10 protein-coding genes and 1 tRNA gene are annotated in these 12374 nt (G+C 58.8%); 7 read left to right on the top strand and 4 right to left on the bottom strand.

Annotated features, from left to right (window positions below):
• The first annotated feature begins 39 nt into the window (after window positions 1–39).
• Window positions 40–115 (top strand) — tRNA-Phe (locus tag ACYP2Q_RS06920).
• 217 nt (window positions 116–332) lie between these two features.
• Complete coding sequence (locus ACYP2Q_RS06915) at window positions 333–1148, top strand: DUF1206 domain-containing protein (RefSeq protein WP_459729818.1); 816 nt, start codon at window positions 333–335, stop codon at window positions 1146–1148.
• Between the two features lie 98 nt (window positions 1149–1246).
• On the opposite strand, the gene ACYP2Q_RS06910 is transcribed toward ACYP2Q_RS06915, so the two are convergent.
• On the bottom strand, window positions 1247–1957 hold the full coding sequence (locus ACYP2Q_RS06910) for a FadR/GntR family transcriptional regulator (protein ID WP_459729817.1): 711 nt from the start codon (window positions 1955–1957) through the stop codon (window positions 1247–1249).
• A 398-nt stretch (window positions 1958–2355) separates the two neighbouring features.
• Between ACYP2Q_RS06910 and ACYP2Q_RS06905 the strand changes: the two genes are divergently transcribed.
• The 3 genes from ACYP2Q_RS06905 (at window position 2356) to ACYP2Q_RS06895 (ending at window position 6175) form a co-directional block, all read left to right on the top strand.
• Window positions 2356–3723, top strand: a complete 1368-nt coding sequence (locus ACYP2Q_RS06905) for an MFS transporter (RefSeq protein ID WP_459729816.1) — start codon at window positions 2356–2358, stop codon at window positions 3721–3723.
• A 42-nt stretch (window positions 3724–3765) separates the two neighbouring features.
• A complete protein-coding gene (gudD, locus tag ACYP2Q_RS06900; RefSeq protein ID WP_459729815.1) occupies window positions 3766–5118 on the top strand; it encodes a glucarate dehydratase in 1353 nt (450 codons plus the stop codon).
• A 130-nt stretch (window positions 5119–5248) separates the two neighbouring features.
• Window positions 5249–6175 (top strand): transporter, encoded by a 927-nt coding sequence (locus tag ACYP2Q_RS06895; protein ID WP_459729814.1) that lies wholly within the window; start codon window positions 5249–5251, stop codon window positions 6173–6175.
• Window positions 6176–6181: 6 nt separating this feature from the next.
• Here ACYP2Q_RS06895 and ACYP2Q_RS06890 read toward each other — a convergent pair whose 3' ends face one another.
• Together ACYP2Q_RS06890 and ACYP2Q_RS06885 are read right to left on the bottom strand one after the other, a co-directional pair.
• Window positions 6182–7630: an MFS transporter gene (locus tag ACYP2Q_RS06890; protein WP_459729813.1), complete on the bottom strand. Its 1449-nt coding sequence runs from the start codon at window positions 7628–7630 to the stop codon at window positions 6182–6184.
• Between the two features lie 605 nt (window positions 7631–8235).
• A complete protein-coding gene (locus ACYP2Q_RS06885; RefSeq protein WP_459729812.1) occupies window positions 8236–9066 on the bottom strand; it encodes an alpha/beta fold hydrolase in 831 nt (276 codons plus the stop codon).
• A gap of 782 nt (window positions 9067–9848) precedes the next feature.
• On the opposite strand from ACYP2Q_RS06885, the gene ACYP2Q_RS06880 reads away from it, so the two are divergent.
• Window positions 9849–10232 (top strand): hypothetical protein, encoded by a 384-nt coding sequence (locus ACYP2Q_RS06880; RefSeq protein ID WP_459729811.1) that lies wholly within the window; start codon window positions 9849–9851, stop codon window positions 10230–10232.
• 202 nt (window positions 10233–10434) lie between these two features.
• Window positions 10435–10875 carry a tryptophan-rich sensory protein TspO gene (tspO, locus tag ACYP2Q_RS06875; RefSeq protein WP_459729810.1) on the top strand — a complete coding sequence of 147 codons (441 nt, stop codon included), beginning with the start codon at window positions 10435–10437 and terminating at the stop codon, window positions 10873–10875.
• A gap of 6 nt (window positions 10876–10881) precedes the next feature.
• On the opposite strand, the gene gabP is transcribed toward tspO, so the two are convergent.
• Window positions 10882–12282: a GABA permease gene (gabP, locus tag ACYP2Q_RS06870; RefSeq protein WP_459729809.1), complete on the bottom strand. Its 1401-nt coding sequence runs from the start codon at window positions 12280–12282 to the stop codon at window positions 10882–10884.
• Between the last annotated feature and the right edge of the window lie 92 nt (window positions 12283–12374).

The raw sequence follows: 12374 nt of genomic DNA, 5'->3' as shown, positions 1-12374 counted from the left end.
CTTGACGCCTCCGGCGTAAAAACGTTTAATTGCGCCGCGGCCCAGATAGCTCAGTCGGTAGAGCAGGGGATTGAAAATCCCCGTGTCGGCGGTTCGATTCCGTCTCTGGGCACCATGACTTCCAAACCCCTGAATCCTGATGGCTTCAGGGGTTTTTTATTGTTGGCGCCGCCGCTGTTTGTAAAAATACGGTCCATCCATCTACTCCCCTTCCCTACCGTTAAAGCTCAATCAGGATCAACTGGCTCCTGAAGCCGCGATCATGGTGCTTTTATCGAACCCCTCCCGAAGCGACAGGTCTGTTCCTGTATATCCTCTCGGGAATAAATCCAATGTCCGCGCAACACACCCTTGTCGTACTCGCCCGGGGCGGATATGCCGCTCGAGGCGTTCTGTACCTGATCATAGGGATCTTCGCTCTGCTGGCGGCTCAAGACTCGACAAAACCGAAGGACAGTCACAAAAGCCTTGAGGCGTTGCTAAGCCAACCATTCGGATATGTCCTGGTTGGGCTGGTGGTGGCGGGTCTACTCGCCTTCGCCGGGTGGCGAGTATTACAAGCAGTTCGCGACGTCGACCATCACGGCAGGAATCTCAAGGGGTGGGTAATTCGCGCAGGTTTGTTCGCGGGAGGTTTGCTCAACGGCACCCTGGCGTTTTTTGCGTTGGGCCTGCTCATTAGCGGCGTCAGAAGCTCTGGCAATTCCGGCGGTGGAGAAACCAGGGATCTACTGGCGCATCTCTTGTCCTGGGATCACTCAAACGTGTTGGTCTACCTCGTAGCGCTCGTCCCACTAGGCGTCGGCATTGCCCATATCATCAAGGGATGGAAGGCGTCGTTCGAGAAGTACTTTGAGGCTGATGAGGACGTGATGCGATACGTACGCCCAGTCGCTCGTTTCGGACTCATCGCCCGAGGAGTGGTGTTCATCGAGATAGCGCTGCTGCTGGCAATCAGCGGCTCCCGTTATCAAGCCACGGATCCACCCGGCATGAAGGAGGCCCTTGATGCGCTTCAGAATCTGCCCCTTGGAAGTGTGATTCTGATGGTGATGGCGTTGGGATTGATCGCCTTTTCGGCTTACAGTTTTTCCGAAGCGGCGTGGCGCAAGATAAACATGGATGTGCCGGGAGTACCGAGATCATAGTCGCGACGTGAAGCTGTTGGAGGTTGCTGGGCGACCTCAGCCTTCAGGCCTGTACCAGCGGCTCAGGCAGGACCGGTACAGGCTCGCGCGACAACCCTTCAGTTTCCCGAAAACCGATCGCGACTATTGGTCAAGTGCAGCACCATCGCAGCCCGGGCTGCGTCGGGATCCTGCCGCTTGATCGCGTTGAAAATCGCTTCATGCTCCAGACTCGCCAGCTGCCCCAACTGCGAAAAGTCAGCGCTTCCACGCTCGTCGACCTTCACTTGGTTACGAGGAATCATGGCGTTGCCCAGGTGCTGCATGATTTCCGTGAAAAAAGTATTGCCGGTGGCTTCGGCAATGATCTGGTGAAAGCGCTTGTCCTCTTCGACGCAACTGTCGTTGTTAGCCAGCGAAGCCTGGTAATCAGTCAAGGCCTGGCGCATGCGAGCGAGCTGGTCGTCAGTTCGACGAACAGCTGCCAGCGCAGCAGCCTGCACCTCCAGGCCCAGCCTCAATTCCAGCACGCTTCTGACACTGGCGACCGTATCCACATGCAGGCGAAGCCCTGCCTGCGATTGTTGCTCCAGCACAAACGTGCCGATGCCGTGTCGTGTTTCGACCAGACCCGAAGCTTGCAGCTTGGAGATCGCCTCTCGGACAACGGTGCGGCTTACGCCGTGCTCGAGAACGATGGTGGATTCCGAGGGCAGCTTTTCGCCCGGTTTCAGTTGTCCGAGCAAAATGCGCTGGGTCAGTGTTTCGACCACGCCCTGGGCCAGGTTGGCGGATCGTCTACGGACAGGGGGTTCGCTTTCAATTTGCATAGGTTTGAGTCCACAGAATTTTGCTCTTGAGAGCTTAACACCCACCCGTGATTCCCGGCGAAATGCGGACGCACTCCCTTGAGCCAACATACCTTATACTTGTATGACAACACACCTTAACCAGCGAAAACTGCAGCGATAGCTCCATTCCCCGCTCGGCTTGAAAACTTCCCCAATCAACCTAGACCCAGGGCAAAAACCCTGGAAAATATGGATTTAAATAACTAATAAGCTGTTTTTCATCGCTCATCATGACAACAAAAACGGCGTCCATTGCATTGCGTATCAAAAAATCCACTTGTATGATGTCTATCAACACGAGGCGCATCAGAGATTTCAACAAGCCGCCGGTGTCACGCTCAAACCCGCATAAAAATAATCAGTGGGAGATTTGAATTGTGAACAATTCAAGCAATGCATCTGTGGTACCAGAAGGTGATTCGGTTCTCGCGCGCGCCGTGGGCAAAGTGAAGAGGCATGTACTCCCGCTTTTCGTGATCATGTTCATCCTCAACTACATCGACCGGGTCAATATCGGCTTCGTGCGCACGCACATGGAACACGACCTCGGTATCGGCGCCGCCGCCTACGGCCTGGGTGCAGGCCTGTTCTTCATTGGCTATGCGCTCTTCGAAGTACCTTCCAACATGCTGCTGCAAAAAGTCGGTGCCCGTATCTGGCTGACCCGCATCATGTTCACCTGGGGCATCGTGGCCACCCTGATGGCCTTCATCCAGAACGAAACCCACTTCTACATTCTGCGTTTTCTGCTGGGTGTCGCCGAAGCAGGCTTCTTCCCTGGCGTCATCTATTACTTCACCCGCTGGTTGCCTGGCGTCGAGCGCGGCAAGGCCATTGCCATCTTCCTCAGTGGTTCGGCCGTTGCGTCGCTGATTTCAGGCCCGCTGTCGGGTGCCCTGTTGCAGATCGAAGGTCTCGGTTTTCACGGCTGGCAATGGATGTTCGCCATCGAAGGACTGGCCTCGGTAGCCCTGGGCTTTTTCGTCTGGTTCTGGCTTGACTCCAAACCCCACGACGCCCAGTGGATGACGCGTGAAGAGCAAGATGCACTGGTCGGTGCCATCGATCAGGAACAACGCGAGCGTGAAGCACTGACCAGCGTGAAACCGACCCTTGGCAAGCTCCTCAAGGATCGCCAGATCCTGCTGTTCTGCGTCTTGTATTTCTGCATTCAGCTGACGATCTATGCAGCGACCTTCTGGCTGCCCAGCATCATCAAGAAGATGGGCGACCTGAGCGACGTGCAGGTCGGTTTTTTCAACTCGATTCCCTGGTTGATCTCGATCATTGCCATGTACAGCTTTGCTGCGCTGTCGAGCAAGTTCAAGTTCCAGCAAGCCTGGGTCGCCACTGCCCTGCTGATTGCAGCGGCTGGCATGTTCCTGTCCACCACCGGCGGGCCGATCTTCGCTTTCGTCGCCATCTGTTTCGCGGCCATCGGCTTCAAGTCAGCGTCTTCCCTGTTCTGGCCAATTCCCCAGGGCTACCTGGATGCTCGCATCGCCGCCGCCGTCATCGCGCTGATCAACTCGATTGGCAACCTGGGTGGTTTCGTCGCCCCTACGACCTTCGGTTTCCTGGAACAGACAACCGGGTCGATCCAGGGCGGCCTCTACGGGTTGGCCGGCACTTCGGTACTCGCCGCGATCCTGGTGTTCTTCGCCAGGACTTCGCCAAGAGCATCGTCCCTGCTGTCGCCGCCAGACGCCGCGCCAACGGGTGCGACCCTGAGCAAATCGCACTGAATCCATTGATCGCTGAACGACCTAATTACGCAGGAATTTGCCATGAACGCTGAACATGCCGCCAACACCACCAAGTCCCCTGTCGTCACCAGTTTTCAGGTCGTACCCGTAGCGGGCCACGACAGCATGTTGCTCAACCTGAGCGGTGCCCACGGGCCGTTCTTCACCCGCAACATTGTCATTCTCAAGGACAGTTCCGGTAACACGGGCGTGGGCGAAGTACCGGGTGGCGAACGCATCCGCGAAACCCTCGAAGACGCTCGCAGCCTGGTGATCGGCCAGCCCATCGGCCAGTACCAACGCATCCTCAATCAGATGCGTAGCACCTTTGCATCCCGTGATGCGGCGGGTCGTGGCCTGCAAACCTTCGACCTGCGCATCACCATTCATGCGGTGACCGCAATGGAAGCCGCGTTGCTCGATTTGCTGGGTCAGTTCCTCGAAGTTCCGGTGGCTGCATTGATGGGCGAAGGACAGCAACGCGATGCGGTGAAAATGCTTGGCTACCTGTTCTACATCGGCGACCGCACTGTCACGGACCTGGCCTACCGCAACGAGGCGGACGCTGAGGACGAATGGTTACGAGTGCGTCACGAGAAAGCCATGACCGCGGAAGCCGTCGTGCGACTGGCCGAAGCAGCGAAAGCGAAATACGGCTTCAACGACTTCAAGCTCAAGGGCGGTGTATTGAGTGGCGATGAAGAGATTGAAGCGGTTACCGCACTGGCGGAACGCTTTCCCGATGCCCGTATCACCCTTGACCCGAATGGTGCCTGGTCGCTTAAAGAAGCCATCCGTTTGTGCCGGGATCAGCATCATGTGCTCGCCTACGCGGAAGACCCGTGCGGCGCAGAAAACGGCTACTCGGGCCGCGAAGTCATGGCCGAATTCCGCCGCGCCACAGGGCTGAAAACCGCCACCAACATGATCGCCACCGACTGGCGCGAAATGGGCCACGCCATTCAATTGCAATCGGTCGACATCCCGCTTGCCGACCCGCACTTCTGGACGATGCAGGGCTCGGTCCGTGTCGCCCAGATGTGTCACGACTGGGGTCTGACCTGGGGTTCTCATTCCAACAACCACTTCGATATCTCCCTGGCCATGTTCACTCAAGTGGCAGCCGCCGCACCGGGAGAGATCACCGCGATCGACACGCACTGGATCTGGCAGGACGGCCAGCGCCTGACCCGGGAGCCGCTGAAAATCGAAGGTGGCTACGTCAAGGTGCCGACAAGGCATGGCCTGGGCGTGGACATCGACATGGACGCCGTGGCCAAGGCGCATGAACTGTACAAAGGCATGGGTCTCGGTGCGCGGGATGACAGCGTCGCGATGCAGTTCCTGATTCCTGGTTGGAGCTTCAACAATAAGCAGCCTTGCCTGGTGCGCTGATTCACAGGGGGCACCCAAAGTGCCCCTCCCCTGCACCGCATGATTAACCGCTTGCTCAGTGCCAAACAAATGCAGATGCGCTACAACTCATAGAACCCCGGAGGTACTCACAGCAAGCGAGCGCATGTGGATGAAACACACTCTCTGCGTCGTCAGGTTGATTCGGTTCGCATCCGCTTCGCTCGTCATGCTGGCCACCGGCGCAGTGGCCGAGGATCTCGAGCCCAGGTCCTATGCCAATACGCCGGTCGGGATCAATTTCCTGCTCATCGGCTACAGCGATCTACATGGCAACGTGACGGCCAATCCCTCGATCCCGCTCGAGGATGCCAAGCTCGAAATCGAGACTGTCGTGTTTGCCTTTGCCAGATCCCTGGACGTCTGGGGCCGCTCGGGGAAATTCGATGTCGTCGTGCCGGAGGCAAAATTGACCGGCTCTGCCTTGCTGGCCGGTGAACCCAGGAAACGTGATGTCACCGGGTTGATCGATCCCAGGTTTCGCTTCTCGGTCAACTTGTATGGCGCCCCGGCGATGACCCTCGCCGAGTTCCCCAGCTACCAACAGGATGTGATTATCGGCGCCAGCCTGGCGGTCACGGCGCCACTGGGCCAATACGACGACAGCCGGCTGATCAACCTGGGCAACAATCGCTGGTCGTTCAAGCCCGAACTCGGGGTTTCCAAGCGTGTGGGGCAAGTGACACTGGAACTGTCCGGCGCGGGCACCTTTTTCACCGACAATGACCAGCTGCTCGGCGACCGCGTACTGTCCCAGGACCCGATTTACCAGGTACAGGGGCACCTTATCCATGCGTTTGACAACGGGGTCTGGGTTTCGCTGGATGCGACCTGGTTCGAAGGTGGCAAAAGCTCGGTCGATGGGGTCAGTAACCACGATTATCAGGAAAACTCCCGCTACGGGTGCACCCTCACGCTACCGTTGAACCGCAACCATTCGATAAAGCTCAATGCGAGCAATGGCGGCTATACCCGCACGGGCAGTGATTTCGATGCTGTTGGCATGGTCTGGCAGTATCGTTTCGGCGGTGGACTCTGATTCTGTTCATGGGTTTGCAGCCTGTGACAGAGGCCTGGCCACCTGCTCCAGCGCTTGACGCTCCGCCGCCACGCCCCAAACCCCTTGCACCAGCGCCGCCACACACATCAGCGCCGCGCCGATCAGATAACCGATCAACAGACTGCTGCGCTGCTGGGTCTGGATCAGTTGGCCAAACAGCAACGGTCCGATGATGCCGCCCAGGCCAGTGCCAAACGCGTAGAACACGGCGATGGCCAAGGCGCGGATTTCCAGGGGGAAGGTTTCTGCCACGGTCAGGTAGGCCGAACTGGCCGCCGCCGACGCGAAAAAGAAGATCACCATCCATGCCGCGGCTTGCTGGGTGACATCCAGCCAGCCCTGCTGGAAGGCAAAGCCACTGAGCGCCAACAAGATCCCGGACGTCGCGTAGGTGAAGCTGATCATCACCCGTCGGCCAATCACGTCGAACAGGCGCCCCAACAGCAGCGGCCCGCAGAAATTGCCCAGTGCCAGGGGCAATACGTACCAACCGACCTGCTCGGCGGGCACCTGGTAAAAATCGGTCAGCACCAGCGCATAGGTGAAGAATATCGCGTTGTAAAAGAACGCCTGCGCGGCCATCAGAGTCATCCCCACCAGCGCCCGGCGCCGGAAGCTGACGAACAGGGTATGGAAGATCTCTGCCAGTGGTGTGTGGTCCCGCGCATGCAGGCGCAGGGGTTGGCGGGTCACCGCCGGTAGTTCATGGCCTTGTTCGCGCAGGCGCGCTTCGATGCCTTCGACGATGAGTCGCGCTTCATCGTGCCGCCCATGGATCAGCAGCCAGCGCGGGCTTTCCGGCAGCCACAGGCGCATCACCAGGATCACCAGGCCCAGCGTGGCACCGATGCCGAAGCACAGGCGCCAGCCGAGGTCACCGCCGACCACCTGCGGGTCCAGCAGGACGATGGCCCCGCCGGCACCCAGCGCGGCACCCAGCCAGAAGGTGCCGTTGATGGTCAGGTCGACCCAGCCGCGATAGCGTGCCGGGGTGAATTCCTGGATGGTCGAATTAATCGCCGTGTATTCGCCGCCGATGCCCATGCCCGTGAGAAAACGCAACAGCAGGAAGCTTTCCAGGTTGAAGGAGAACGCCGTGGCCGCCGTAGCGCCGACATACAGCCATAACGTCATGAAGAACAGCTTGCGCCGTCCGAGGCGATCGGTCAGCCAGCCGAACAGCAAGGCACCGACCACGGCGCCGGCGATGTAGAGACCGCCGGCCAAGCCGATATTGAAGTTGCTCATGCGCAGGTCGGGGCTGCTTTTCAGCGCGCCGGACACCGAGCCGGCCAGGGTCACTTCCAGGCCGTCGAGCAACCAGGTGATGCCCAGCGCGACCACCAGCAGGGTGTGAAAACGGCCCCACGGCAAGCGGTCCAGGCGGGCTGGAAGATCGGTTTCGAATATCGCGCCGGCTGGTTGGTGGGTCATCGCCACAACTGGATCATGTGCAGTGCGTTGTGAGTTAGGAGTCAACCCCAGGATCGGGAGTTCAAAATTGCGCTGCCGCATAAGGCAGGGGCAGGATTGATTCTGTAGGCGCTGGCTTGCCAGCGATGAGGCCGGCACAGCCAACATCTCCATCGCCTGACCCACCGCCATCGCCGGCAAGCCGGCTCCTACAGGGGATCACCGCCAGACGCCATTCCCGACAACACCCAACAAACTGTAGGAGCTGGCTTGCCAGCGATGAGGCCAGCGCAGCCAACATCTCCATCGCCTGACCCACCGCCATCGCCGGCAAGCCGGCTCCTACAGGGGATCACCGCCAGACGCCAATCCCGGCAACGCCCAATAAACCTGTAGGAGCTGGCTTGCCAGCGATGAGGCCGGCACAGCCAACATTTCCATCGCCTGACCCACCGCCATCGCCGGCAAGCCGGCTCCTACAGGGATCACCGCCAGACGCCAATCCCGGCAACGCCCAACAAACCTGTAGGAGCTGGCTTGCCAGCGATGAGGCCGGCGCAGCCAACATCTCCATCGCCTGACCCACCGCCATCGCCGGCAAGCCGGCTCCTACAGATGCGTGTTGCTCAGCTTCTGACGAACGTCAGCAAGTCGGCGTTGATGGTATCGGCGTTGGTGGTCGGCATGCCGTGGGGGTAGCCCGAATAGGTTTTCAGCGTGCCGTTTTGCAACAGCTTGGCTGACAACGGCCCGGAGTCTTCATAAGGCACTATCTGGTCATCATCGCCATGCATCACCAGCACCGCAATCGTGATGCTCTTCAGGTCTTCGGTGAAGTCGGTCTGGGAGAAGGCCACGATCCCGTCGTAATGGGCAATTGCACAGCCCATCATGCCTTGTCGCCACCAGTTCTGGATGTTGCCCTCGGACGGTGTTGCACCCGGGCGGTTGTACCCGTAGAAAGGCCCCGCCGGGATGTCACGGTAGAACTGTGCGCGGTTGGCCTTGAGCTGCGCCTGCAAGTCATCGAACACCGACTTGGGCAAGCCGCCCGGATTGCCCGGGGTCTGGACCATCAAGGGTGGCACGGCGCTGATAATGACAGCCTTGGACACGCGATCTTCGCCGTGGCGGGCAATGTAGTGGATGACTTCACCACCACCGGTGGAGTGCCCGACATGGACCGCACCCTGCACGCCAAGATGGTCGACCACGGCCCTGACATCATCGGCGTAGTGATCCATGTCGTGCCCGTCCCAGACCTGGCTGGAGCGCCCGTGGCCGCGCCGGTCGTGGGCAATCACCCGGTAACCGTTCGCCAGGAAAAACAGCATCTGGGCATCCCAGTCGTCGGCACTCAGTGGCCAGCCGTGATGAAACCAGATCACCGGGGCCTCGCGCGGCCCCCAGTCCTTGTAAAAGATCTCGACACCGTCCTGCGTAGTGACATACCCCATGTTCGCGTCTCCTCAATGAAAGGTTGCACCGCCTGGCCGCCAAAACACCTTGGGATTAAAGGTAACTTCAAGGTCAATGTGTTTTGGCAGGAGTGTGAGAATAGGCGAACTGGAGAAATTCAGCGGATGTTCAAACAATTGAGGATGACTGACGGGCGGTCACTCGAAGTGCCTGGCATCGAAAACAATAAATGATGCGTTGCTGCCGACATCTCCTTCCGAGCACTGCCCACAACGCGTTACTCGCGATGAACCCCCAAAAGGCGATCATCCGCCGACGTGGTCGTTGAGAACCGACAAACCAGGCCGAGATCACCGTGACCATCATGGCTGGCCATTGCAAGTAATCAACGTAATCCAAAGTCCGTCTCCCCTGCCGCACTTCTATTTGCTGCCTGCGAAAAAACCTAAGACTCTCTCTTTCTACCCTCGTTCAGCAGCCAGTGCGCGGCGGTGGAAATCCGGTAAATGCTTCAACGCGCGTACACGACTCTGGTGTGGTGAACACAAGATCGTGCCGGCGAAGGTAAACAACAGTCATGGCTGCAATGGACATCACATTTTTTCCGATGAGGTCTTCGCAGTCGACCCCTGCAAGGCGCGTTCATTCCAAGTTCTGCTCAGCGGTCATTTCCCTATTCCAAGCCAATGTACTGAATGCTCAACTACCAGGTCGAATTGCTAACAGTAATAAAATCAACGAGCTACCTCGTACTGAAATTGCTTTGAATTTTTCCTGACACCGCTACTCCTTTATCTATGAGCAACTGGAGGGGGAGCTCATGGACACGGTCTTTACGGCATTGAATACAAGCTTCATGGGGGCGTTGAGCTGGACAGATTTGATGAACTGCTTATTTGTGAACAAACCAGTGTCAGGAGGTTTTATGAGCGCGCAGTCAATTGGGTACCGTTTCGAGGTCTACGAGGAGTCTTTCACTAATGCCCCTGTCTGGAGCGTTGAAGCAATAACGCCCTTCCCGGCTGTGTCGATAGGTGATCGTTTCAATCATCTAGGCCTGGACGTTGCCTGGGGCAGAACGGCCACCGACGAAGAGGAATATCGAGTGGTAGACATTGACCATTATTTTTCGCAAAGCGAGGGCAAGCTTGCGTACAAAACCATGGTGAAACTGATGCTGAAACACCGCAACCAGGTCTATTGAATAGACGGGTTCGTGACACGCAACGTGAGGCAGTAGAGAACGACAAACCGAGTGAACGACGCACTCGGTTTGCCGGCCAACAGCCGTCCCACGGAATATTCCAGCCTCGATCCAAACTTTTTCCTTCGCTGAGCGTCCCTTGTTTAAGACGGCCACAAGGCCTGTCTAACCTGGACAGCTGACCCTCAGCCAAGGACTTGTGATGACCTTTTTCATTTTTCTTCTCGCCTGCGCGGCGGCCGCCAGCACTGGCATCCTGTTCAAACCGGGCCAGTGGTACGAATCCCTGGTCAAGCCCGGCTTCACGCCGCCCAATTGGGTGTTTCCCCTCGCCTGGACGACTATCTACCTGCTGCTCGCCTGGGGCGGGTACCGGATGACCCTGATTCCTGGAAGTCAGGTGGTGCTGGCGTTATGGGCGGCACAGATTGCGCTCAATACGCTGTGGACACCGGTGTTCTTCGGCGCGCACCACCTTCTCGCCGCCCTGCTGATCCTGGCGCTGCTCTGGCTGGTAGCCGTGGCGATGGTAGTGATGGCAGTGCGGGTCGATGTCATCACTGGCCTGATCTTCTTTCCTTACGTTGCCTGGCTGTGTGTAGCGGCCGCGCTGAATTTTTCCATCTGGCGCAATAACCGCTGATGCCACCTAGCCCAACGAGGTCGCCCTCGCAGGCTGTGCAGGGTGACGCGATGTCATCAGGCCGATAAAGGAAATCGCCAGCGCCAGGCCGATGGTGGTGCTCACTTCGGTGCGGTGCTCCGGGGTGATCATCATCACCGCCAGCGCCGCACAGATGAACACGATCACCAGCCAGGTCAGCCAGGGAAACAGCCACATGCGCAAGGTCAGCTCGACCTTCTGCCGCCGCAACATCCGCCGCATGCGCAACTGCGACACGGCAATGGCCAGGTACACCAGCAAGGCGATGGCGCCCGAGCTGGCAAGCAGGAACTCGAACAGGCCGGCGGGCATGAAGTAGCTCCACACGGTGATCGCCGCGCCCAGCACTGTGCTGGCGATGACGGCTGCCCGCGGCACGCCTTCGCTGGAGGTCGCCTTCAGCGCTTTCGGCGCATCGCCACGACGACCCAGCGAGTACAGCATGCGCGAGGCAATGTAGATCGAGGAGTTCATGCAACTGGCCACGGCGATCAGCACCACCACGTCCACCATGAACTTGGCGTGGGGAATGTTCATGATTTCCAGTGCGCGCTGGTAGGAACCCACGGAAGCCAGCAGCGGATCGTTCCAGGGCACCACGGAAATCACCACGAAAATCGACAACAGGTAGAACACGCCAATGCGCCAGATCACCGAACGGGTGGCCTTGGCAATGTTCTGCGAGGGATTGTCGGATTCAGCGGCGGCGATGGTCACAGCCTCCGTCCCGATGAAGCTGAACATGATGGTGATGAAGGCGCCCACCACCGCCGACAGACCGTTGGGGGCGAACCCGCCGTGTTCGGCCATCAGGCCGCTCAGGCCGCTGACCTGCCGATCGGGCACCCAGCCCATCAACACGGCAAAACCCACGCCGATGAAACCGATGATCGCCACCACCTTGGCCATGGCGAACCAGAATTCGAATTCGCCGTACTTGGAGACACTGAACAGATTGGTGATCACCAACGCAATGATCGACGCCAGGGCGAACAGCCAGGCATCGACCTGGGGAAACCATTGGTTCAACACATGCCCGGCAGCCAGCGCCTCGATGGGGATCACCAGGACCCAGAACCACCAGTAGAGCCACCCGATGGTGAAGCCGGCCCAACGCCCGATGGCCTGATCGGCATAGGTGGAAAAAGACCCGGTGTCGGGATTGGCCACCGCCATTTCCCCGAGCATGCGCATGACCAGCACGACCAGCAGGCCGGAGAACAGATAGGCCAGCAATACGGCCGGGCCGGCCGCCGCAATGGCGTGCCCGGACCCGACGAACAATCCGGCGCCGATGATGCCGGCGATGGAAAGCATGGTGACGTGACGAGGCTTGAAGCCCTGCGCCAATTGGCCGTTCGAATCCTTGGAACTCGGGCTTGTCATTGTGTGCACCGCGGCAAAAGATGCGCCACCTTACCCGGCTTTTCCGCCAAATCAGTTACCTGATCACGCCGCCTCCGTGCCTGATCTCGACA

The organism is Pseudomonas sp. MHK4 (assembly GCF_054600775.1).
Note: the sequence above shows the minus strand (reverse complement) of the source record. Positions and strands in the feature narration are given on the sequence as shown.

What these genes read in the sequence shown, in the direction of transcription:
- ACYP2Q_RS06915 (WP_459729818.1), top strand. Translation starts at nt 333, where the DNA reads ATGTCCGCGCAACACACCCTTGTCGTACTCGCCCGGGGCGGATATGCC.
- ACYP2Q_RS06910 (WP_459729817.1), bottom strand. Translation starts at nt 1,957, where the DNA reads ATGCAAATTGAAAGCGAACCCCCTGTCCGTAGACGATCCGCCAACCTG.
- gudD (WP_459729815.1), top strand. Translation starts at nt 3,766, where the DNA reads ATGAACGCTGAACATGCCGCCAACACCACCAAGTCCCCTGTCGTCACC.
- ACYP2Q_RS06895 (WP_459729814.1), top strand. Translation starts at nt 5,249, where the DNA reads ATGAAACACACTCTCTGCGTCGTCAGGTTGATTCGGTTCGCATCCGCT.
- ACYP2Q_RS06890 (WP_459729813.1), bottom strand. Translation starts at nt 7,630, where the DNA reads ATGACCCACCAACCAGCCGGCGCGATATTCGAAACCGATCTTCCAGCC.
- ACYP2Q_RS06885 (WP_459729812.1), bottom strand. Translation starts at nt 9,066, where the DNA reads ATGGGGTATGTCACTACGCAGGACGGTGTCGAGATCTTTTACAAGGAC.
- ACYP2Q_RS06880 (WP_459729811.1), top strand. Translation starts at nt 9,849, where the DNA reads ATGGACACGGTCTTTACGGCATTGAATACAAGCTTCATGGGGGCGTTG.
- tspO (WP_459729810.1), top strand. Translation starts at nt 10,435, where the DNA reads ATGACCTTTTTCATTTTTCTTCTCGCCTGCGCGGCGGCCGCCAGCACT.
- gabP (WP_459729809.1), bottom strand. Translation starts at nt 12,282, where the DNA reads ATGACAAGCCCGAGTTCCAAGGATTCGAACGGCCAATTGGCGCAGGGC.